Source organism: Aquiflexum balticum DSM 16537 (assembly GCF_900176595.1).
Classification (GTDB): Bacteria; Bacteroidota; Bacteroidia; order Cytophagales; family Cyclobacteriaceae; genus Aquiflexum; species Aquiflexum balticum.
The window spans coordinates 2,279,710-2,301,725 of record NZ_LT838813.1 but is presented as its reverse complement, the minus strand read 5'-3'; the positions used below and the strand labels follow the sequence as shown (position 1 = coordinate 2,301,725).

Below are 22,016 nucleotides of genomic sequence, written 5' to 3'. Positions count from 1 at the left end.
AATCACTAACATAACGAATAACTACTTGCAAAGGTCTTATTTACTTCGTCTTTTTTTTATTCCCTTGATTTTAGGTCTTGGGACGGGTAATCTCGCAGCACAGGATCCGCAATATAGCCAATATTACGCAGCTCCTTTATATCTAAATCCGGCTTTTGCAGGTTCTGAATTGATGCCAAGATTTGGCGCCAATTACCGAAATCAATGGCCCGGTTTGGATGCGCAGTTTACAACTTTTTCTGCATATTTTGATACATATCTGGATGACTACAACAGTGGTGTAGGTTTTATGGTAATGAATGATGTGGAAGGAGGAGCCAATTTAAGGTCCTTTACTGCAGCAGGATTATACTCTTATGAATTAAGAGTGGGTGAAAATGCTTACTTTAGACCAGGGTTCCAGGCAGCTTATATCAGAAGAGATATTGGCTTTTTTGACAACCTTGTTTTTGCAAATCAAATCAATCCATCTGACCCGTTTGGAGATCTTCTGCCAAGTACAGATTTGCCGGGTTCAGGAGAACCTGTCAACTTAGTCTCTCTGTCTTTTGGAGGCCTCTTTTTCACTGACAAATTTTGGCTCGGCGTATCCGCGCATCATGTTAACGAACCCAATCAGTCTTTTATTGAAGGTGTAAGTAATTTACCTGCAAAATTTTCTGTCCATACCGGCTATAGGATATCTCTTGGATCAGGAAGTTACCGCAGTGACTTCACCCATATGCGCAAAGAAAGGTTCTTGCTCCCAACAATAAATTATAAAAAACAGGGTCCTTTTGAACAATTGGACATCGGAGCCTATTTACATATGGAGCCGTTGAATCTCGGCATATGGTATAGGGGGCTTCCCTACAAACCAGTCGAACAACAAAATAATAGAGATGCCATTGTATTTATGGTCGGATTCAACTTACCTTCAGGAATGAGTATGGGATACAGCTTTGATTATACAGTATCCCAGTTGGGTATACAATCCGGAGGGGCACATGAAGTCAGTATTGCTTTCCTATTAGCCGACAGAAACCAATCCAAAACCAGAAAAAGAGATACAATGCTTCCCTGTCCTAAATTCTAATTGTAAAATGGAGCCAATTTGGATCAAATACCTGATATTGGGTATTATTAGCTTTGGTTTTATCTCAGAAAAAACAATCAGTTATCTAAATATCAAAAGACCTGTTCCTGCAATACCAAAAACCTTGGAACAGTATGTAAGTCTGAAAAAACTCAAAGAAGCCAAGTCTTATCATTGGGCCAATTTTGAATTTGGAGTTCTGACAAGTACTGTTGTTTTTATCATTACTTTTGCTTTTATATATTTTGGATTTTTTGGATGGCTTGATGCGTGGTTGGCTGATAAAATAAGCCATCCCATAATTCTTTCTTTGGTTTATTTTGCTGTTGTATTTATAGGATCAGATTTACTTTCTATTCCTTTTGATTATTATCATACCTTTACAATCGAAGAGAAATTTGGATTTAACAAATCCACAAAAAAAACATATCTACTCGATAAACTAAAAGCCTACGTAATTTCGATTGTTGTGGGCGGAGGCCTTTTGGGATTGTTGTTGGTATTGATACATCAAATGGGCAAAGATTTTTGGTGGCAGTTTTGGTTGATTTCAGCATTTTTTATGATCGCTGTAAATCTTTTTTATACAGCTTGGATTTTACCCTTGTTCAATAAACTTACTCCTTTGGAAGATGGGGAATTAAAGAAGCTTATTGTCAATTATGCCAAATCGGTCAACTTTCCCTTAGACAATATTCTTGTAATGGATGGGAGCAAAAGATCTTCCAAAGCCAATGCTTTCTTTTCAGGGTTTGGCAAGAGAAAAAAAGTTGTCCTTTACGACACTTTAATCGAACAGCATCCGCCTGACGAACTGGTGGCTGTCCTTGCCCATGAAATAGGTCACTATAAAAAAAGACACATCATCTGGGGAATGTTAGTGTCGGTGGTTCAAGTTGGTATATTACTTTTCATTCTTGCCCAGTTTATTCACAGCGAAAACATGAGCCTCGCATTAGGTGGCAGCCAAATGGCAATTCATCTTAATATCATAGGTTTTACCATCCTTTTCTCACCAATATCCTCCATTTTAGGAATCGGAATGAACTTGCTGAGTAGGAAAAACGAATTTGAAGCTGATGCTTATGCCAAGGAAACTTATGATGGAAAACCTTTGGCAGAAGCCCTCAAAACACTTTCTGTCAATACCCTGAGCAACATCAATCCGCACCCCCTCTATGTTTTTCTCAACTACAGCCATCCGCCTTTACTTCAAAGACTGGAAAAACTGGAGAAATAATTACCACCATTCACAGAAATTTTTAATATTATTTTTGATTTATGAGTCCTAACACGCTCAAATATTTTCCTGCCCTCAAGTTTGTGAACAATCCAAAATTAAAACTTACTGCGATTTTTACATCTTTTTTGAAATTTCATGTAATGCAATGATTGATTGAGTAAGGTAAATTTGAAAATAATTTATTCAGAATATAAACCCGAGGAAACGTGAACCAACAAGAAAACGAAAACCGCAATTCTCAGCATGAGGACAAGTCTATTCAGAAAACCAATGAAGAAAGCGGACGAAATGACCTGAATCCAACTGATCGCGATGAAAGAGACTCTGACCGCGAATTTGAACTTGATGAAGATAAAGAGAGAAACCTTGATATTATTTCTAAATCCAAAGATTCTGACAAAGATAGAAACAGAAGCGACAAGGATACAGGAAGAGAACTACCTTCTCATGAGGATCCAAACGTTAATGCCGATAAGGCACGTCGTAATGAAAAATTCGGAACGATGAGAAATCAACCCAATAAAAGGTCAGTTGGGTCGGATAAATAGAGAGTCGTGATTGCCCAACCCTCCCCAAAATTCAGGAGGGTTGCTTTTTCTCATTTTCTGAAAAAACGAAAAATCTATTCCAAGTACCATTTGCTAATAATATGGATTGCAAAATGCGGCTCAAGGACATAAAGTGGATTCTTAATCAGAACCAATATCATTTTTACAGTATACTTTTTTTTACAAATTCCTCTTATTCAATTCCTCCACTGCATGATTTGCTGCCCTTGCAGTGATGGCCATAAACATCAGAGTCGGATTTTGGGTACTGGTGCTGGTAAAACTGGCACCATCGGTAACGAAAACATTTTTGCAACTGTGCAGCTGATTCCATTTATTCAAAAGCGATGTTTTTGGATCTTTTCCCATTCGAACTCCGCCCATTTCGTGGATATCAGATCCAGGTGCGGCATGGGAGTCTTCTACTTTGATATTTGTAAATCCAGCCTTCTCATACATTTCGGTTTGCTGCTCGATAAAATCAGCTGTCATTTTATCATCATTGTCCTTCCATTCCACCGAAAGGATGATTTTTGGAATACCATATTTATCTGTTTGATCTGTACTGAGACGCATATGGTTGGATTCTATGGGAACCGTCTCCCCTTGCATCCATGCTGCTAGGTGCCAGTTCCCATATTTTTGGTTCAGCAAATTATCTCTCAATTCATGTCCGATCATACTGGTATCTGAACCTAAACCTCTACCTCCTGACATCCCTATGGAATATCCCCGAAGAAAATCCGTCTCCTGTTTGAAAACATTTCGGAATCTCGGAACATAAGCATGTCCGGCATGCCTTCCTGCCGTAGCCTTATCGAAATACCCTTCAAAAGTGGCATTCCCCTTTCCTCTATAATTATGGCAAGCCAAAAACTTACCCATCAAACCGTTGTCATTTCCAAGTCCGTTAGGAAATCTGGAAGATTTGGAATTCAACAAAATTGCATTGGAAGCAATGGTTGAAGCATTGACAAAAATAATTTTGGCATAAAATTCCATCGCCTCCTTGGAATGTCGATCAATTATCCTAACCCCTACTGCGCGCCCCTTGGACTCATCATATAGGATGGATTCCACTACAGCGTCCGGCCGAATTGTCAGATTCCCCGTCTTTTCCGCCCAAGGCAAAGTGGATGCATTGGCAGAGAAGTATCCTCCATAAACACAGCCTCTGTTACACATTCCCTGATTCTGACATTTATACCTACCTTGCTGTCGGTGGATTTCTTGAGGATCTGTCAGATGGGCGCACCTGCCTTGGATCAGGTGGCGATTCCCATAATTTTTCTTTAACTGTTCCTTATAGTGGTTTTCAATGCAACTCAATTCAAATCCTGGCTGAACGATAGAATCCGGGAGTTCTGGTAAACCATCCCTGCTTCCTGCTATACCCGCAAAGGTCTCCACATAATCCAACCATGGTTCAAGGTCTTTGTACCGAATTGGCCAGTCTACCGCAAAACCATCCCTCGCAGGACCTTCAAAATCATAATCAGACCATCTTTGGGTTGCCCTTGCCCAAAGTAGGGATTTTCCGCCCACATGGTAGCCCCTAAACCAGCGGAAAGGCTTTTCTTCTATTATTGGCTGCTCATCATCAGCCATGGCCCAATGTAATGTTTCCTCTCTTAACCATCTCCCACCTCCTAATCCCGACCGCTTCTCGATTGGCACTGTACCTCTGAATTCAAACTCCCAAGGCGCTTTGGAAGCAGTTGGATAATCCTCCACATGACGGACCATCCGACCTCTTTCAAGGACAAGGGTTTTTAATCCTTTTTCAGTGAGTTCCTTGGCAGCCCAGCCACCACTTGCGCCTGAACCTATTACTATGGCATCATAGGTGCGTTTTTCTTTTGAATTTTGCAACATCATAATTTAGGTTAAGCTTGAGAAGGAACTTCTATACATCCATTGAAAAAACCAGGAGCAACCTGATAGCCTCTATAGTCAGCCATCACCTCCTTCACGGTAGTAAATCCTGTAATGGTCTGGGATTTTATCAGATCAAAGAATTTTTTCTCTTCTTCAATCAAAGAAGAATCCAAAGAAAGCAACATCCTTTCCCGCTCATCCTGGCTAGCGCTATCAAATGATTTCCCCAAATCGGTTCTTGATTTTTTGGACAATGAGGCCAGCAGCGCCTTGATCATATCCTGTTGTTCTTTTTCGTAGCAATGCTCGAAAAGCCGTATTAAAAACTTGTCAGTTCCGGTACTTAAGGCACCAATAGGCTTCGAATCAGGGGTTGGGACTTTAGGAGGAAGACCTTCAGGAATAATCGTATCTGCGATAGCGGAAATCAGTTTTTCTTCCATGAAAGTGAAAAAGCCTTTATGGGTCAATTGGTCAATAAGTTGCCATTTCCAATCTACTATCACCAATCCGGCAATACCTGTTAAAGTACCACCGAGGATTTTAAGTGATTTTCTTCTGTCCATAAGTGTTATTTTGGGATGTAATTAGTATGTAAGATAAGGTATAGCTTTTTAAAATAGTATATTCTAAAACCTAAAATCTATCAATGGAAAATGGAAGGGACTGATGGGAGGAATGAACTTGGGAACTTCAAAAATAAAGCCCGCCTAAGAATCCCCCGATTTCAATTTTTAATTAAATTTACTGCTAAATATGACGGGGAAAATAGATTTTAACTTGGATTGGCTATTGGGTACTGACTATATGCAACCCATGAATTTTCTGATCATTGCCTTACTCTTGTTTTCAGGGATTTTTATACGGTATTTAATTTTGGCCATGGTCTACCATGAGTTGGTTTACAAAAAAATTGGTGATTACCAACCTTATCGAAGGCTACACCAACAAATCAAAATACCGCAGGTGAAAAAGGAAATTTGGTATTCTTTTTTGGGAGCGGTTATTTTTGCAATCTCAGGTACATTATTACTGATTTTTTGGCAGCAGGGATTTACCAAGTTGTATACAGACCTTAAGGTTAAGGATTTGATATGGATACCCGGCAGCTTTTTCTTAGCGCTTTTTATCCATGAAACTTATTACTATTGGCTCCACAGGTGGATGCACCGACCAAAGGTGCTCCGACACTTTCATCACATTCACCACAATAGTCTTTATACGAGTTCCTTTACTTCTTTTTCTTTTCATCCGATAGAGGCGGTTTTTCAGGCGGTATTTTTACCGGTTTTAGTTCTCTTCCTTCCAATGCATTTTACAGTTTTACTGGCATTGTTGGTGACTATGTCCATCACAGCAGTGATCAATCATGCCGGTGTGGAAATATATTCCAGTTCGGCTATCCAGTCTCCAATATCCAGGTGGATGGTCGGTGCTACCCACCACGACATGCATCATTTGAAATACCGATGCAATTATGGCCTATATTTCACATTCTGGGATGTATGGATGCGTACAGAAGATCCTGGTTTTGTGCAGCGTTTTATTGACCATACCTCGAAGAAAGATCTTGAAAAAGTCAAGTCAAAATCCTGAGAGATTAAAACAAAAAAAAGAGAATATTGCAATGATGCTTTATATTTCTTGGGATACTAAATATTGATCCTCTAATAAATCTTTAAATTGAATATTCAAAATAAATCCAATCTTATGAAAAAGTTAAGCGTTATTTTTATTCTGTTGCTTTTGGGAGACCCCAGTTTCCTTTTGGCTCAAACGACCCCCAATGTAAATGGAACATGGATCATGCAGGTAGAGACTGATGCCGGAAGCGGTTCACCGACTTTTGTTCTAGAGCAGGTAGATGCCACTAATCTGAAAGGGACCTATTCAGGTCTATTGGGAAGTTCTGATGTAAAGGGGACACTTAAAGGCAATATCATTCATTTGGAATTCAAAATCAGTGGCGAAACCATTGAGTATGAAGGTGTAGTAGATGGAGACGAATTGAAAGGTAAAGTAAAATTGGGATCAATGGCTGAAGGAACTTTTACAGGAAAGAAGAAAAAGACTGATTGAAAGAAAGTTCATTAAATCAAAAAACCCGGAAATACCGGGTTTTTTGATTTAATGCGACTTGAGGATTAAAGCCTCTTGATCCTGATATTTCTGAACCAAACTTCATCTCCATGGTCTTGAAGGGCAATTTTCCCTTTTTTGTATTTACCAAAACCAGGCATGTCTTTGAATTTTGAATTGGCTACCATCTCTTCCCATTCAGGAGTCCACATCGTGGTAGATACCACCATCACTCCATTCAAATGCAATTCCAATTTACCGTCTTTTGCAATGATTTCAGCAAGATTCCATTCTCCGACAGGTTTGACCGTTTCCTCACTTGATTCGATCAGGTCATAAAGATCTCCTGCACGGTGAGTTGTAATTTTGGCATCAGGATGTCCATCGTTGTCCAAAACCTGCATTTCCGGACCGGTCATCCAAGGATATGCATATTCAGAAGAATCTTTCACAAAGAAAATAATACCGGAATTTCCATTTGGAGCAATTTTCCATTCTACTTGAAAATGATAATTTTCAAATTCCTCGTTGGTCACGATATCACCGCCATCTCCTGTTTGCCAACCGTCTTTGTTTTTGGCATCCAGATAGATGGCACCGTCTTGGACTTTCCATGCCTTACCAACTTCTCCACCTCCATATTTGGACCAACCTTCAAATGTCTGCCCATCAAATAGACTTTCCCAATCACTTTCTTCCACAACTGTTTCGGTTACTTCATCCACTTGCTTTTCTCCTCCGCCACAGGCAAAAGCTGAAAAAGCTGTTGCAAATAATATGAATAATGATTTCGAATAGCTCATTACTTCAAAATCAAAACGTATCTGACAATAGTTTCCACGTCTTCCTTACTCAAATGTGGATGCGCAGGCATAGGCACTTCTCCCCAAACTCCTACATTTCCTTGAATAACATGGGAGGTCAACAATTCCACATTTTCCTCAGTATTTTCATATTTGGCAGCGACATCAGCATAAGAAGGCCCAACGATTTTCCTCTGGATCATATGGCAAGCCGTGCATCCTGCTTCTTTTGCTTTAGCGGAACCTGCAACAAAAACAGGATCGTCTTTATATTTCTCCTCTAAGCTGACAGGGGCTGCTGCAGGAGGTGGAGTAGAAGTACTTGTTTCTGTGGAAGAACTTGATCCCCCACCACCACAAGAGTAAGTCAAAGCTGAAACGGCAATTAAGCCAATGGTCAATGATCTAATAATTTTCATAATTGATATAAATATGGATAATAAGTTAAATTCCTAATATTTTTTTGTTAAATGCCTCATCAGCACCTGTTCCCGCAAAATCATCAAAGGCTTTTTCTGTGACCCTTATGATATGGTCTTCTATAAACGGAGCACCTTCTATGGCGCCTTGTTCAGGATGCTTGATAGCACATTCCCATTCCAAAACTGCCCAACCATCATAATTGTATTGGGAAAGTTTGCTAAAGATACCACTAAAATCTACTTGACCATCTCCCAAGGAACGGAATCTTCCCGCACGGTCTACCCATCCTTGGAAACCGCCGTATACCCCCTGTTTTCCAGTAGGGTTAAATTCGGCATCTTTCACATGGAACATTTTGATCCTATCATGATAAAAATCAATGAATTGTAGATAGTCCAAGCACTGCAAAACAAAGTGGCTCGGATCATAGAGAATATTTGCCCGCTTGTGGTTATTCACTTTTTCCAAAAACATTTCGAAGGTAATGCCATCATGAAGATCTTCCCCGGGATGAAGCTCATAACAGACATCAACCCCATATTCATCAAAAGTATCCAAAATCGGGGTCCAACGTTTTGCCAGTTCAGTGAATCCAGTCTCCACCAATCCCGCAGGTCGCTGCGGCCAGGGATATACCGTATGCCACATCAAAGCACCTGAGAAAGTTGCGTGTGCCTTCAATCCGAGGTTAGCCGAAGCCTTAGCTGCAAATTTCAATTGTTGGGTAGCCCATTCGGATTTCCCTTTGATATTCCCTGCTAAATTAGAAGGCGCAAAACCATCAAATAACTCATTGTAAGCAGGATGAACTGCCACCAATTGACCTTGGAGGTGAGTGGACAGTTCGGTGATTTCCATCCCAGCATCATTGACTACGCCTTTGATTTCATCGGCATAGGTCTTACTTTCAGCAGCTTTTTGAAGGTCTATCATCCTTCCGTCCCAAGATGGAATCTGCACACCTTTATAGCCTACATTAGACATCCATTCACAAATACTTTTTAAATTATTGAATGGCGCCACATCATCAGCAAATTGCGCCAAAAATATCGCCGGTCCTTTAATGGTTTTCATAGGTTTATTTTATTTATGATTGAAAGATTTTAAAATTTTAATTACTTGTCCGCCTTGGCGGATTGAAAATTACAGATTATAAGATTGGAAAGATTTCCCCGCCTTTGTCCTTGCGCTTCTAGGATCTCGCTTTATGCTATTTCTTGGCTCTTGTTTCTTGGATCTCGGCTCTCGCTTCTTGATTCTTGATTCTTGTCTCTCGCATCTCGCCTCTCCCCCTCAATATTCCACCTCAAAAGGTGTCCATTTCTTATCAGAGGCTGAGCTTTTTAAAACATTCTCAATAAATGCCATTCCTCTGATTCCGTCTTCTGCTCCGGGGAAATCCCACCATTCAGGTTTGGGCTCCTCTCCTTTTCTAAGCGCATAAATACACCTGGCAAAGTTCCTATAAATATTGGCAAAAGCCTCGATATAGCCCTCCGGATGCCCCGCGGGAGTTCTGATATTTTCATTGGCCAAAGACCCTAAATAACCTGTCCCCGCTCTATAGATTTCATCCGGTTTGTCAGGCCATCTCAACCTCAAGGTATTATTATCCTCTTGCTGCCATTCAAGACCGGCTTTTTCTCCAAAAACCCGGATTTTCAGGTTATTTTCACAACCTGCATCAATTTGCGAAGCTGTAAGAATTCCAGAGGCATTGTTTTCAAATCTCATTAGAACTGCGCCATCATCATCAATCGGCCTGCCGTCAACCTTGATGTCCAAATCGGCACATATTTTCGCCACTTTGATTCCTGCGACATATTCAGCCAGATTAAAAGCGTGCGTTCCAATATCACCAAAACAGCCGGCTTTACCATTCCTTGCAGGGTCAGTTCTCCACTCTGCTTGTTTGTTTTCATACTCCAAAAGCTTATGAAGCCATCCTTGGGGATATTCCACATATACTTTCCTGACTTCACCAATTGCTCCATCCGCGATCATCTGCTTCATTTGTTTGATCATGGGATAACCTGTGTAGGTATGGGTCAAACAAAACAGTTTATCAGTTTTTTTGATGATCTTATAGAGTTCCTTGGCTTCATCATAATTTAAAGTCATGGGTTTGTCCAAAACAACATGAAATCCATTTTCCAGAGCTTTCTTGGCCGGGTCAAAATGTACATTATTTGGAGTGACGATACTGATGATGTCAATTCTTTCTGATTCGGGCAAAGCAAGTTCTTTAGAGATCATCTCATCATAAGAGGAATAAACCCTAGATGGATCGAGCATCAAATCCTCTCCTGCCTGTTTGGATTTTTCCGGATTACCGCTAAAAGCCCCTGCTGTCAATTCAATCAGCCCATCCATCAATGCAGCATTGCGGTGGATAGCGCCGATAAAGGCTCCCGGCCCTCCTCCGACCATTCCCATTTTCAGTTTTTTCTGAGTTGCCATTGGTTTTTAGGTATATTGGTTTTAAAGTTTATTATTTTCCTTTAATTTTCCTGAAAGATAATTTATCCTCTTTATTCCTATAAAGACGAAATCAAATAAATGATCAATTGCAGTAAGATGTTATGAATGGTAGAGAACTCAATTTCATAATACCTTATTTGTGTATCAGATTCACAAAAATTAAAATTAAGGGAAAAAGCCTGAATTTTAAACATAAAAATAATAGTTTGTCACTTCGGTATTTGAAAAAAGCCCACAATAAACCTAAAAATTATTCCCTATGATAACTGGAATCAAAGCCCGGCTTTCTTTCATGATGTTTCTTGAATTTTTTGTTTGGGGCTCTTGGTATGTAACCATGGGTACCTTTTTAGGGGCCAATCTCAGTGCAACAGGGACCCAAATCGGAGCAGCTTTTTCTACCCAATCTTTCGGGGCGATCATAGCCCCTTTCATTATTGGATTGATTGCAGATAGGTATTTTAATGCAGAGAAAATCCTTGGCATTCTTCATTTAACAGGAGCGGCATTATTATATTTTTGCTACAGCTCCAATTCATTCGTTAGCTTCTATCCATTTATTTTCATGTATATGGTATTGTACATGCCCACATTGGCCTTGGTCAATTCCATTTCCTTCAGGCAAATGAAGGACAATACCAAAGAGTTTGCACCAATCAGGGTGTGGGGCACTATCGGCTGGATAGCTGCAGGATTGGCTATCAGTTACCTTTTTTATTGGGACTCGGTCGACAGTATGAAAGATGGCCTATTGAAAAACACATTTCTGATGGCTTCTATTGCCTCTTTGGTTTTGGGGCTTTTCAGCTTTACATTACCCAAGACACCTCCAAGGGCTGATAAGAGTGAAAAAGTAAAAGTATCTGATCTATTGGGTCTCGATGCTATCAGATTATTGAAAGACCGCAATTTTGCTGTTTTCTTCATCGCTTCTATATTGATTTGTATCCCATTGGCGTTTTATTATCAGAATGCCAATCCTTTCCTGGCAGAAATCGGAGTTACTGATCCAACTGGCAAAATGACAATCGGTCAAATTTCAGAAGCTTTTTTCCTTTTGCTTCTCCCCTTTTTCTTCAAAAGATTTGGGTTTAAAACAACCTTACTCGTGGGTATGATGGCATGGGTGGTACGGTATGCCCTATTTGCAATAGGGGATGCAGGTGGCGGACTTTGGTTGTTGATTGTAGGGATAGCGCTTCATGGGATCTGTTATGATTTCTTTTTTGTTTCCGGACAGATTTACACAGATTCCAAAGCGGGACCAAAATTCCAGTCTGCTGCTCAAGGACTTATCACCCTTGCTACTTATGGCATAGGGATGTTGATTGGTTTTGGTATTGCCGGATTTGTCACTGATTTATATTTACAGTCAGATGGTACACATGATTGGCAGTCAATCTGGATGATTCCATCGGGGATTGCTATATTAGTAGTCCTGTTCTTTTTGATTCTTTTCAAGGATGAACTCAGAAACATTAAACCCATAACCAATACAATAAAATCATGACCATACTCAGCCGAAGGAACAGCTTGAAAAAAATCATTTTAGGCACAGCAGCAGCTGGAAGTCTCCCACTTATCGATGTGCAAGCCCAAGAATATAATTCTCCATTGAAAGGAAATGTCAACCATGCTGTCTGTCATTGGCCATTTAATCCTATGTCAATAGAAGAACTGTGTGTTGGTATCAAAAAAATCGGCTTCAACGCCATCGATCTGGTTGGACCAAACAATTGGCACATTTTGAAATCAAATGGTGTGGAATGTTCCCTTTGCAATGGCGCTGATATGGGTATCGTCAAGGGCTGGAACGACAAACAAAACCATGAACAATTGATTAAAGGTTATACAGAAGTAATCCCGCTGGTTTCAAAAGCCGGCTATAAAAATCTTATTGCTTTTAGTGGCAACCGAAATGGAATGGACGATGAAACCGGTCTCAAAAATTCAGCTGAAGGCCTGAAAAAAATAATGGCCCTCGCAGAAAAAAACAATGTGACCATCATTATGGAATTACTGAACAGCAGGGTAGATCATCCGGATTACATGTGTGACAAAAGTGCTTGGGGAGTGGAACTCTGTAAAATGGTGGGATCCCCAAACCTAAAATTGCTCTATGATATCTACCATATGCAGATTATGGAGGGTGATCTGATCAGGACTATTAAAAGAGACCACCAATATATTGGACATTACCATACTGCCGGCAATCCGGGCAGAAATGAAATAGATGAAACCCAGGAAATCAATTATCCTGCTGTGGTAAGAGCAGTTTTGGACACAGGATACAAAGGCTATTTTTGTCAGGAATTCATTCCCAAATCAAAAGATAAAATGGCCTCTTTGGAGCAGGCGATTAGAATTTGTGACTTATAAGAATTATTGAATTGAAAAGTATAAATTATGGCAGATCAAAATTATGATGCAATTGTTGTCGGTTCCGGAATAAGCGGTGGTTGGGCAGCAAAAGAATTAACAGAAAAAGGACTGAAAGTCCTATTGCTTGAAAGAGGACCTAATGTAGAACACAGGACAGATTACAAAACAGCCACTTTGGCGCCATGGGAAGTTCCACATCGCGGCAGAAGAACAATTCAGATGTTGGAAAACCATCCCAATTTGAGAAGAGATTATGTATTGAATGAATTGAACCTTGATTGGTGGGCACATGAGTCAGATTCACCTTATATAGAAAAAAAGCCATTTACATGGTTTAGAGGGTATCAGGTTGGAGGAAGGTCTCTTCTTTGGGGAAGGCAAAGTTATAGAATCGGAGATATTGATTTTGAGGCCAATTTAAAGGAAGGTATTGCTGTTGATTGGCCGATCAGATATAAAGATCTGGCACCCTGGTACAGCCATGTGGAAAAATTTGCCGGTATATCAGGGAACAAAGATGGCTTACCGCAACTGCCCGACGGTGATTTTCAGCCACCCATGCCTCTTAATTGTGTGGAAAAGGATGTTGCAGAAAGGGTGAAGAAAGCATTTGATGGCAAAAGATTGGTTACCATAGGAAGAGTTGCCAATTTGACTCAACCTTTGGAAGGAAGAACCCAATGCCAATTTAGAAACAAATGTTCCTTAGGCTGTCCATTTGGTGGCTATTTCAGTACCCAAGCGTCAACATTGCCCGCAGCAATGAAAACCGGTAACCTGACACTAAGACCTTGGTCAATAGTAACAAAACTTATCTATGACAAAGACAGTAAGAAAGCCACAGGAGTTGAAATTATAGATGGAGAGGACAACAAAACCTATGAGTTCAATGCTAAAATCATATTTCTCTGTGCATCGGCATTGAATTCAGCTTCTATTTTGATGCGCTCTGCCACAGATATCTGGCCAGAAGGATTGGGCAGTAGTTCCGGTGAACTGGGACATAATGTGATGGACCATCATTTTAGATTGGGAGCGAATGGTATTGCAGAAGGTTATGAAGATAAATACTATTTTGGTAGAAGACCCAATGGGATCTACATCCCAAGGTTCCGAAATGTTGATGGAGACAAGAGAGATTATATCCGTGGATTTGGTTATCAAGGCGGAGCTAGTCGCTCGGGTTGGAGCAGAAATGTGGCCGAAATGGGTTTTGGAGCACCACTTAAAGAGGCCCTCAGCGAACCAGGACCATGGAGTATGGGTATGACAGGTTTCGGAGAAATTCTTCCCTACCATGAAAACCACATCAAGTTGAGTAAAGACGTGAAAGATAAATGGGGGATTCCTGTATTGGAAATGGATGCTGAAATCAAGGAAAATGAAAAGAAAATGAGAGTGGACATGATGAATGATGCTGCTGAGATGCTGGAAGCTGCCGGATTGAAAAACGTCAAAACTTTTGATTCCGGATATACATTCGGTCAGGGTATTCATGAAATGGGAACTGCAAGGATGGGAAGAGACCCAAAAACTTCAGTACTCAATGGAAACAATCAGGTATGGGATGCCAAAAATGTTTTTGTGACAGATGGGGCATGTATGACTTCAGCTGCAGCACAAAATCCATCTTTGACTTATATGGCATTGACAGCAAGGGCTGCTGACTTTGCAGTCAATGAATTGAAAAAAGGAAATCTATAATTTAAAAAAATTGAATCATGGCAATGAATAGAAGAGATGCAATAAAAAGTGTCGCATTAATGATGGGAGGAGCAATGGTGGGAGCCAATACCATCCTTACCGGTTGTGCGCCAGATGACCAGATAGTAGGTCTTGAATTTTCTCCCAAAGACATCGCTTTTTTGGATGAAATCGGCGAGGCTATCATTCCTACCACAGATACACCAGGTGCAAAAGCCACCAAGATCGGTGAGTTCATGCAAATGATGGTCAAAGACACTTACAACGCAGAACAACAGCAAACCTTTTTGGATGGCTTAAACTACATCAAAAAGGATTTCAAAACTTCCAAGGGTAAAGACTTCATGGATGCCAGTGTTGATGAGAGGACAGAATATCTCAATGAGCTTAAAGTAAAGGCCAAAGATACGCAAGAAAAAGGCCCTGCTGTAATCGGAATGCTTCAGGATTTGACAGTATTGGGGTATTTTACTTCTGAAATAGGCGCAACCCAGCAATTGAATTATGTCGAAATTCCAGGAAGATATGAAGGCTGCATCGAATATAAGCCAGGAGATAAAGCCTATGCCATTTAATTTAAATCAATTAACCTAAGAGACTGTATATCCACAGTCTCTTTTAATTTAAACCCAGCATGAAAAACAGAAGAAAATTTATTAAAATGAGTGCTGTATTGGGAACAGGTGCGCTACTCCCATTGCAGTTTTGCGCTTCTCCAAAAAAAGAAACAGTAGAAGGTACCGAAGCATTATTGGGAGCTGCTAAAGGTATTCTGGATGATTTTGGACTTCAGCTTTATTCAGTAAAAGAAAATATGGCTGAAGACCCGGTCGCTACCATCAAAGCCGTTGCCTCATTCGGCTATACACAAATAGAAGGTTTTGATGGGGGCAAAGGGATTTTCTGGGGAATGAAAAACACAGAATTCAAATCTCTAACAGATGACCTTGGTTTGAATTTCATTGCTTCCCATGCAGACACCTTTAAAGACCTGGAAACTCAGGCAGAACAAGCCGGTGCCATTGGGATGAAGTATCTTATCAATCCTTGGGTTGGTCCACAAAAATCCATGGATGCGTTCAAGAAATTGGCAGATGATTTCAATAAACAAGGTGAAATATGCAAGCAGCACGGTCTTCGTTTTGCCTATCACAATCACGGATATACATTCGAAGAACTGGAAGGACAAATCCCACAGGATTACCTGATGGAAAATACAGATCCCGATCTGGTGGATTTTGAAATGGATACCTATTGGGTATATACCGCCGGCTTCGACCCAATAGCCTATATCAAAAAATATCCAAACAGATTCAAACTTGGACATGTCAAAGATAAAGACGGAGACTTGGATTTTTCAGAACCAAATGGTTCTATCTTGGTCGGAAAAGGAATCATGGACTTTCCTGCAATTCTACGTACCGGTATGGACAATGGCATGAAATACTTCATCGTGGAACAGGAAAGGTTTGAAGGAACTACCCCCATGGAAGCGGCGGAAAAAAATGCTTCTTTTATGAAAAATATAGTTTTCTGATTTCAATTTTGAATGCATTATCCAACCTTTGAAAAGGAATTGGATAATGCATTTCAATATTCGTTCATTTCAAAAATCAGATTTTTATCATTTGGAGATTCAATTTTATTTGAAATAGAATAATTTGAACGAAACGTTTTTTTAATTATTCCCCATTTTTTACCTGGTTCAAAGATCAAAAGGAACAATAATATAATTAATGTTATTTTTATCTACCCAGCATATACATCTACCCATCCGAATAGAAAACCGAATAAGTAAGAATGGTAGTTTAAATAAATAAAATATTCTATTTTTTCGTAATTTGAAATGAAATGAAAACCTGGATCTACTTTACAGCCTTTCTTGCTTTTGCAGCCGCTGCCAACGCAGCAACACTGGCTGTTGAGGAATCTGATGTTGATCATATTGAAATACTGATGCCCTTGGCTGAAAAGCATTGTTTTTCCTGCCATCATGATACCAAACGATCAGGTGGACTTAGCATCAGAAGTTATTTCATGGGGATCAACGATTTTGAGAAAAGAATTGTTAGGGGAGGAAAAGTATGGACACATATCATCCAAACCGTACAGTCTGGAGAAATGCCTCCTGCCGGGGAACCCCTCATGACTTCAGAGGAACGGGAAGCCTTCATCTATTCTGTCAATTCCATATTGCTCAAATCACTTTCTGCCAATGACCCTGGCAGGGTTGTCATCAGAAGGTTGAGCCACACAGAGTATGAATACACCATTTTGAATTTGGTAGGAGTTAAGTTTGATGCCAAGTCAAGATTTCCTAGCGACGGCTCCGGAGGCGCAGGATTTGATAACTTCCCAAACACTTTGTTTGTCACTCCGCTCAAAATGGAACGCTACTACGATGCGGCAGAAGAAATTATGGACATGGCCTATGCCGACCCTGAAATCTGGAAGAGTATTGTCCCTCGTCCTTATAAGGTCAGTCTTTGGAACCGCCTCACCAATTGGATTGCAAAATTGTTTGCAGGGGATAATTATGTTGGTAAACATGTGGTCGCAGCTGAGGAAGTTATTGTACCATTTGCAAGCAATGCCTTCAGAAGATTTTTGAAACCGGAAGAAAAACAAACTTACCTGTCACTATTCGAGGAAGTATATGATGGAACACCCGGAAATAACAGATTCAATGTTGCTATTAAAGAAACCTTGAAAGCAGTGTTGATATCGCCTAATTTCTTGTACCGTTATGAAGAAGAGCAACCTGTGGATCACGCCTATCCCCTCAGTAACTTTGAATTGGCTAGCAGACTGTCCTTCTTTTTATGGTCAACTTTTCCTGATAAAGAACTTTTTGAAGTGGCCTATAGGGGAAACTTACAAGATCCTGTGGTAATCAGAAATCAGGTCATTAGAATGTTGAATGACGAAAAATCAAAGCACTTTTCCGAAAGTTTTGCTACACAGTGGTTTGGTGTGAACAGATTTAGAGAAGACGTCACAGCTGATCCTGAAAGATATCCTGAAATGACGGCTTCTTTGAGAGAGGCGATGTACAATGAATTAGTGGAATATTTTCACCATGTACTTACTGGTAGCAAAAACTTTCTGGATCTGATCGATAGTGATTATACTTTTTTGAACGAAGAACTCGCAAATCATTATGGAATAGCGGATGTTAAGGGTGCTGAATTTCGAAAAGTAGCACTCCATAATAACCCAAGAGGAGGGATATTGGGGATGGGAAGTGTCTTAACGGCTACCTCCTTACCCATCAGAACGAGCCCCGTGCTAAGGGGGAAATGGGTTTTGGAAGAAATCCTTGGAACTCCGGCGCCTCCACCTCCACCAGATGCGGGAGAATTGCCGGAAGAAGCTGCTGCTGATAAGAATGCTAGTATCAGGGATTTATTGACTTTTCACCGATCCAAGCCTGCCTGTATAAACTGTCATCAAAAGATGGACCCTATCGGCTTTGGCCTTGAAAATTTTGATGCGGTAGGCAGATGGCGGGACAGCTATGGATTTGATCCCATAGTGGCATGGGATACCTTGCCAAGTGGAGAAATATTCAACGGCCCAAGTGAATTGAAAAAAATCCTGGCCACTAAAAAGGAATTGTTTGCAAGGACACTTTCGGAAAAAACTTTCACTTATGCCATTGGCAGAAATGTCGAATTCAAGGATGAACTTTACATTCAAGGTCTCATTAAGAATCTGATAGAAAATGATTTTAATACAGAACAATTCATCATTGCTTTGGCAACGAGTTACCCTTTCCGGTACAAAGTGAATGATGGAGCGGAAAAATTCAAAATATTGGCTAAAAACTAACGAATTATGGGAAATTGGCATATTTCACGTCGACGAATGCTAAAAGGCTTAGGAGCAACTATTGCGCTGCCTTTTTTACAGGCTATGGTCCCCCCGGGGATGAGCATGTATAATATGGAGAAGAAACCTATCCGATTCGCCTGCTTGTTTATGCCCAATGGGGTCAATAAATTCCATTGGACACCCGAACAGTACGGAAGGAATTTTGAACTGAGCTCAACCTTGAGGCCATTGTCCAATGTAAAAGATGACATTCTCGTTCTGAATAATCTGATGAATAAAGGCTCCATTTTTCCTGGTGCAGATGGACATTATGCCAAAACAGCCAACTTATTGACAGGACTTCCAATTTATCAGACTGTTGGTGACAATTTACATAGTGGGGGAATTTCATTTGATCAGCTGATAGCAAAGCATATTGGCCAAGACACTTTGCTTGATTCTGTTCAGTATGGTATGGAGCGGATCAATGCAGGTATCGACGGAGCTGTTGGATTCACCAGACTCTATGGGTCTGTCATTTCCTGGAAAACCCCAACTCAACCATGTTCGAGAGAAATAGAACCAAGAATGGCCTTTGACAGGTTGTTCCGCAGCAGTCTTCCCGACTCTAAACCAAAGAATGAAAAATGGAAGAAAAGCGTACTGGACATTGTCAAGGAAGACGCAGATGCCCTACAAAGAAAATTGGGAAGGTCTGATCAGGACAAATTGGAGGAATACCTGGAGTCTATACGGTCTATAGAAAAGCGCATAGACAATGAAGAAAAAATCAAGGCTTTCGAAAAACAGATTACTCCCGAAATACAAAAAGAACTTATCGGCCTGAATATGCGGATTGATGAATTCAACGAAACCTTCATTGGGGTGGATATTACCGAGAAAACGAGGCAAATGCTAGATATCATGGCCTTGGCTTTTTGGACAGATGCTACTAGGGTTGGCACATTTATGTTTGGAAATTCTGTAAGTAACAGAAATTTTTCTTTTCTCCCAGGCGTACAGGGAAGTCATCACCAATTGTCCCATCACCAAAATCTTGAAGATCAAATGGAACAGTACAGGATCATCAATGAATGGCATGTCAACCAATATGCCTATTTTCTGGAAAAATTGAAATCTCTTCCAGATGGAGATAGCAATCTTTTGGACAATTCGATGGTCATGTTCTGTTCGGGTTTAAGGGATGGGAATTCCCACTCTCCTTACAACTTACCGATTTTGGTTGGAGGAAAAGGCGGCGGCGGGCTCAAACCCGGTCAAAATTTGGATTTCGGAAAAGACACTCCACTGGCAAATCTTTATCTTTCCATGGCCAGAGTACTGGATATGCCACTTGAATGCTTTGCGGACAGTACAGGTGAATTATGTGAAATCCATGTATAGGTTTAACCATAGTTCATGATGCGTTCGAATTCTCTAATGATCAGGCTGAAAAATATTTGCCTCAAGTACAGATTTGTTTTTTTGTTCCTTGCTATTGCAGTTTTATTCTTACCCTTTATTGGACCACAAGAGGACCCTCCTTCAGAATTTGTTTTTTTCTTGGGAAGATTCCATCCCCTGATCATACATTTTCCAATAGTCCTGATCCTATTGGTGTTGATAATCGAAGTATTTAAAAAATATAAACTTCTTGAAGTTCCCAAAAATGTGATAGGCCTATTATTGGGTGCAAGTCTTATCAGTTGTTTGGTTTCCTTAGGTTTGGGTTTTTTACTGTATTCTACCGGCGAATATACAGGAGAGATTGCCCAACAACATTTATGGGGCGGAGTGCTATTGAGTGCTGCTGTTTCATTGGCAGTGTTTTTTCTCTTGTCTTACGGTCAATCTAAAGCTCAATATTTCAGCACTGGATATATTATAGCCCTGATATTTGCAAACGGAACATTGATTTATACAAGTCATCAAGGAGGTTCATTGACTCATGGGAAAGAATTCCTAACTGAATATTTTCCGATAAAATCGCAGGAACCCGATTGGCAACCAAAACCAGTCGAAGAGATGCTGGTATATGATGATGTTATTGTGGCATTTATGGACAGGAAGTGCATGAGCTGTCATAATGAAAACAAGGCCAAGGGTGGATTGATTTTGACTTCCTTTGAAGATCTTGTAAAAGGCGGAAAAGGAGACCATCCTTCTTTGGTGAAAAATTCTTCCCTTGAAAGTGAGGTTTACCGAAGAGTAACGCTTCCTGTCAATGATGATGATTTTATGCCGCCTGAAGGTAAATCACCTCTAAATGAAAACGAAGTCTCCCTATTAAAATGGTGGATAGACAATGGTGCTGACCCTGAACTCAGGATAACGGAAGCATCTCTAAATCCAGAGATAGAGTCCATAGTCCAGGTTTATCTGACAGAGCTCAAAACCCAACAACGCAATCGGCATCTTCAAAAACTCAGCACAGAGAATCTGATTAACTCTCTGGAAAACGTAGAAAATATTGAGATGAAAATAGATCCTTATGATGAAAAATCAATTTTCATTTCCATGAAATTCCCGCCCTCTTCCTTTGGGGATAAAGATCTGATAAACCTTCAGCCTGTTTTCCAAAATATAACCAAAGCATCATTTATTGGCAGTGATATTACAGACGATGGATTTTATCATCTTGGTCAAATGAGCTCTTTAAAGGAATTATATCTGCAGCAAACTCAAATTAATGGCGAAGGATTGGCACAGCTTTCAAAATTGTCAAATCTCCAATTATTGGATCTTTCAAAGACTAAGGTCAATGATGGAAATCTCTTGAACATTTTGATGCTACCTGCACTCCAAGATGTTTATATCAATGAAACATTGATTTCGAAAGAGGTTATAGATGCGATTAAGGCTTACAATCCGGGAATAAAGATTCATTTAGAAAGAGGTACTTATTTCTAAGGCCAAAATTTTTTAGGAAAATTTCATTTTCTCTATTTGGCTTTTGCTTTGAAATACTTGTCAAGTCCAAATCAACCGCCTAGTGATTTGGAAAAACGTTTTGAATAAATCAATCCTATGGAGGAAGCTGAAAAAAAGTTTTCAACAATGAGGAATAAAGTCTTCTGAAAATTCAAAAAAAAGCTCCGGTTTTCCGGAGCTGATATTAATTCAATAACCTTGCGTCTTTTAGGATATACATCAGTTTTTCGGGGTCTTTATCATTGAGGGTCAAAATACCCTTTACTTTGACCCGTTTAGAGGTATATTTAATTGGGTCTGTCAACATTACTTCCATTACGGTTTCTGGCCCGCCTGATCCGCAAAAAAAACATTCCGCCAAAGGCAGGGAAGACAAAATGATATGTTCTGGCTTGAACATCCCTTCAAAAGGAATGATGTAACCATCTGCTTCTACTTCTTTCCCTTCCAGCTTTTTTATCTTTTCACTGAAAACAGGAATATATAATTCCCCGAATTCGTCTTGGCCGATTTTATAGGTTACATCAGATAAATCCCGCCAAACACTAGGGACCGTCTGGGCATAAGACACAGAGATTAAAATCAGTAAAATGAATGTGGAAATTGTTCTATTTAATTTCATTTGAATAGTTTATTAACAGTAAGATTTTTTCAAA

The 22,016-nt window shown here is 40.1% G+C and carries 20 protein-coding genes; 13 read left to right on the top strand and 7 right to left on the bottom strand.

The window, feature by feature from the left end:
- Positions 1 to 25: 25 nt before the first annotated feature.
- The 3 genes from B9A52_RS09885 to B9A52_RS09875 all read left to right on the top strand — a co-directional run bounded on the left by B9A52_RS09885 (position 26) and on the right by B9A52_RS09875 (position 2,866).
- A complete protein-coding gene (locus B9A52_RS09885) occupies positions 26 to 1,075 on the top strand; it encodes a PorP/SprF family type IX secretion system membrane protein (RefSeq protein WP_084120223.1) in 1,050 nt (349 codons plus the stop codon).
- 7 nt (positions 1,076 to 1,082) lie between these two features.
- A complete protein-coding gene (locus B9A52_RS09880) occupies positions 1,083 to 2,315 on the top strand; it encodes a M48 family metallopeptidase (RefSeq protein ID WP_084120222.1) in 1,233 nt (410 codons plus the stop codon).
- Positions 2,316 to 2,524: 209 nt separating this feature from the next.
- Entirely contained in the window at positions 2,525 to 2,866 is a 342-nt protein-coding gene (locus tag B9A52_RS09875; protein ID WP_084120220.1) for a hypothetical protein, read from the top strand.
- A gap of 180 nt (positions 2,867 to 3,046) precedes the next feature.
- Here B9A52_RS09875 and B9A52_RS09870 read toward each other — a convergent pair whose 3' ends face one another.
- Both B9A52_RS09870 and B9A52_RS09865 read right to left on the bottom strand, forming a co-directional pair.
- A complete protein-coding gene (locus tag B9A52_RS09870) occupies positions 3,047 to 4,741 on the bottom strand; it encodes a GMC oxidoreductase (RefSeq protein ID WP_084120219.1) in 1,695 nt (564 codons plus the stop codon).
- 11 nt (positions 4,742 to 4,752) lie between these two features.
- On the bottom strand, positions 4,753 to 5,310 hold the full coding sequence (locus B9A52_RS09865; protein WP_084120218.1) for a gluconate 2-dehydrogenase subunit 3 family protein: 558 nt from the start codon (positions 5,308 to 5,310) through the stop codon (positions 4,753 to 4,755).
- A 190-nt stretch (positions 5,311 to 5,500) separates the two neighbouring features.
- On the opposite strand from B9A52_RS09865, the gene B9A52_RS09860 reads away from it, so the two are divergent.
- Together B9A52_RS09860 and B9A52_RS09855 are read left to right on the top strand one after the other, a co-directional pair.
- Entirely contained in the window at positions 5,501 to 6,340 is an 840-nt protein-coding gene (locus tag B9A52_RS09860) for a sterol desaturase family protein (RefSeq protein WP_084120216.1), read from the top strand.
- Between the two features lie 114 nt (positions 6,341 to 6,454).
- Positions 6,455 to 6,823: a hypothetical protein gene (locus tag B9A52_RS09855; protein WP_084120215.1), complete on the top strand. Its 369-nt coding sequence runs from the start codon at positions 6,455 to 6,457 to the stop codon at positions 6,821 to 6,823.
- A 65-nt stretch (positions 6,824 to 6,888) separates the two neighbouring features.
- On the opposite strand, the gene B9A52_RS09850 is transcribed toward B9A52_RS09855, so the two are convergent.
- The 4 genes from B9A52_RS09850 to B9A52_RS09835 form a co-directional block, all read right to left on the bottom strand.
- A complete protein-coding gene (locus tag B9A52_RS09850; RefSeq protein WP_084120214.1) occupies positions 6,889 to 7,626 on the bottom strand; it encodes a 3-keto-disaccharide hydrolase in 738 nt (245 codons plus the stop codon).
- On the bottom strand, positions 7,626 to 8,045 hold the full coding sequence (locus tag B9A52_RS09845; protein ID WP_084120212.1) for a c-type cytochrome: 420 nt from the start codon (positions 8,043 to 8,045) through the stop codon (positions 7,626 to 7,628). Before B9A52_RS09845 ends, B9A52_RS09850 begins: the two co-directional genes overlap by 1 nt.
- Before the next feature lie 25 nt (positions 8,046 to 8,070).
- Positions 8,071 to 9,123: a sugar phosphate isomerase/epimerase family protein gene (locus tag B9A52_RS09840; RefSeq protein WP_084120210.1), complete on the bottom strand. Its 1,053-nt coding sequence runs from the start codon at positions 9,121 to 9,123 to the stop codon at positions 8,071 to 8,073.
- 219 nt (positions 9,124 to 9,342) lie between these two features.
- Complete coding sequence (locus tag B9A52_RS09835) at positions 9,343 to 10,509, bottom strand: Gfo/Idh/MocA family protein (RefSeq protein ID WP_084120208.1); 1,167 nt, start codon at positions 10,507 to 10,509, stop codon at positions 9,343 to 9,345.
- Positions 10,510 to 10,789: 280 nt separating this feature from the next.
- Between B9A52_RS09835 and B9A52_RS09830 the strand changes: the two genes are divergently transcribed.
- The 8 genes from B9A52_RS09830 (at position 10,790) to B9A52_RS09795 (ending at position 21,339) form a co-directional block, all read left to right on the top strand.
- The gene (locus B9A52_RS09830; RefSeq protein ID WP_084120206.1) at positions 10,790 to 12,040 is read left to right on the top strand and encodes a nucleoside permease; all 1,251 of its coding nucleotides are present in this window, start codon (positions 10,790 to 10,792) and stop codon (positions 12,038 to 12,040) included.
- Entirely contained in the window at positions 12,037 to 12,909 is an 873-nt protein-coding gene (locus B9A52_RS09825) for a hydroxypyruvate isomerase family protein (protein ID WP_084120204.1), read from the top strand. The genes B9A52_RS09830 and B9A52_RS09825 overlap by 4 nt, the downstream gene beginning before the upstream one ends.
- 27 nt (positions 12,910 to 12,936) lie before the next feature.
- Positions 12,937 to 14,616, top strand: coding sequence for an FAD-dependent oxidoreductase (locus B9A52_RS09820; protein ID WP_084120202.1), 1,680 nt, complete (start codon positions 12,937 to 12,939; stop codon positions 14,614 to 14,616).
- Positions 14,617 to 14,633: 17 nt separating this feature from the next.
- Entirely contained in the window at positions 14,634 to 15,191 is a 558-nt protein-coding gene (locus tag B9A52_RS09815) for a gluconate 2-dehydrogenase subunit 3 family protein (RefSeq protein ID WP_084120201.1), read from the top strand.
- Between the two features lie 59 nt (positions 15,192 to 15,250).
- Complete coding sequence (locus B9A52_RS09810) at positions 15,251 to 16,153, top strand: sugar phosphate isomerase/epimerase family protein (protein ID WP_084120199.1); 903 nt, start codon at positions 15,251 to 15,253, stop codon at positions 16,151 to 16,153.
- A 314-nt stretch (positions 16,154 to 16,467) separates the two neighbouring features.
- Positions 16,468 to 18,447: a DUF1592 domain-containing protein gene (locus B9A52_RS09805; protein ID WP_084120198.1), complete on the top strand. Its 1,980-nt coding sequence runs from the start codon at positions 16,468 to 16,470 to the stop codon at positions 18,445 to 18,447.
- 6 nt (positions 18,448 to 18,453) lie between these two features.
- Positions 18,454 to 19,833, top strand: coding sequence for a DUF1552 domain-containing protein (locus B9A52_RS09800; protein WP_231955550.1), 1,380 nt, complete (start codon positions 18,454 to 18,456; stop codon positions 19,831 to 19,833).
- A 15-nt stretch (positions 19,834 to 19,848) separates the two neighbouring features.
- The gene (locus tag B9A52_RS09795) at positions 19,849 to 21,339 is read left to right on the top strand and encodes a c-type cytochrome domain-containing protein (protein WP_084120194.1); all 1,491 of its coding nucleotides are present in this window, start codon (positions 19,849 to 19,851) and stop codon (positions 21,337 to 21,339) included.
- 205 nt (positions 21,340 to 21,544) lie between these two features.
- On the opposite strand, the gene B9A52_RS09790 is transcribed toward B9A52_RS09795, so the two are convergent.
- Positions 21,545 to 21,982: a hypothetical protein gene (locus B9A52_RS09790; RefSeq protein ID WP_084120193.1), complete on the bottom strand. Its 438-nt coding sequence runs from the start codon at positions 21,980 to 21,982 to the stop codon at positions 21,545 to 21,547.
- Between the last annotated feature and the right edge of the window lie 34 nt (positions 21,983 to 22,016).

Coding starts and splice junctions, on each gene's coding strand:
- B9A52_RS09815 (WP_084120201.1), top strand. CDS start 14,634: ATGGCAATGAATAGAAGAGATGCAATAAAAAGTGTCGCATTAATGATG.
- B9A52_RS09870 (WP_084120219.1), bottom strand. CDS start 4,741: ATGTTGCAAAATTCAAAAGAAAAACGCACCTATGATGCCATAGTAATA.
- B9A52_RS09880 (WP_084120222.1), top strand. CDS start 1,083: ATGGAGCCAATTTGGATCAAATACCTGATATTGGGTATTATTAGCTTT.
- B9A52_RS09795 (WP_084120194.1), top strand. CDS start 19,849: ATGATGCGTTCGAATTCTCTAATGATCAGGCTGAAAAATATTTGCCTC.
- B9A52_RS09860 (WP_084120216.1), top strand. CDS start 5,501: ATGACGGGGAAAATAGATTTTAACTTGGATTGGCTATTGGGTACTGAC.
- B9A52_RS09845 (WP_084120212.1), bottom strand. CDS start 8,045: ATGAAAATTATTAGATCATTGACCATTGGCTTAATTGCCGTTTCAGCT.
- B9A52_RS09865 (WP_084120218.1), bottom strand. CDS start 5,310: ATGGACAGAAGAAAATCACTTAAAATCCTCGGTGGTACTTTAACAGGT.
- B9A52_RS09810 (WP_084120199.1), top strand. CDS start 15,251: ATGAAAAACAGAAGAAAATTTATTAAAATGAGTGCTGTATTGGGAACA.
- B9A52_RS09805 (WP_084120198.1), top strand. CDS start 16,468: ATGAAAACCTGGATCTACTTTACAGCCTTTCTTGCTTTTGCAGCCGCT.
- B9A52_RS09800 (WP_231955550.1), top strand. CDS start 18,454: ATGGGAAATTGGCATATTTCACGTCGACGAATGCTAAAAGGCTTAGGA.
- B9A52_RS09840 (WP_084120210.1), bottom strand. CDS start 9,123: ATGAAAACCATTAAAGGACCGGCGATATTTTTGGCGCAATTTGCTGAT.
- B9A52_RS09850 (WP_084120214.1), bottom strand. CDS start 7,626: ATGAGCTATTCGAAATCATTATTCATATTATTTGCAACAGCTTTTTCA.
- B9A52_RS09855 (WP_084120215.1), top strand. CDS start 6,455: ATGAAAAAGTTAAGCGTTATTTTTATTCTGTTGCTTTTGGGAGACCCC.
- B9A52_RS09825 (WP_084120204.1), top strand. CDS start 12,037: ATGACCATACTCAGCCGAAGGAACAGCTTGAAAAAAATCATTTTAGGC.
- B9A52_RS09835 (WP_084120208.1), bottom strand. CDS start 10,509: ATGGCAACTCAGAAAAAACTGAAAATGGGAATGGTCGGAGGAGGGCCG.
- B9A52_RS09830 (WP_084120206.1), top strand. CDS start 10,790: ATGATAACTGGAATCAAAGCCCGGCTTTCTTTCATGATGTTTCTTGAA.
- B9A52_RS09790 (WP_084120193.1), bottom strand. CDS start 21,982: ATGAAATTAAATAGAACAATTTCCACATTCATTTTACTGATTTTAATC.
- B9A52_RS09820 (WP_084120202.1), top strand. CDS start 12,937: ATGGCAGATCAAAATTATGATGCAATTGTTGTCGGTTCCGGAATAAGC.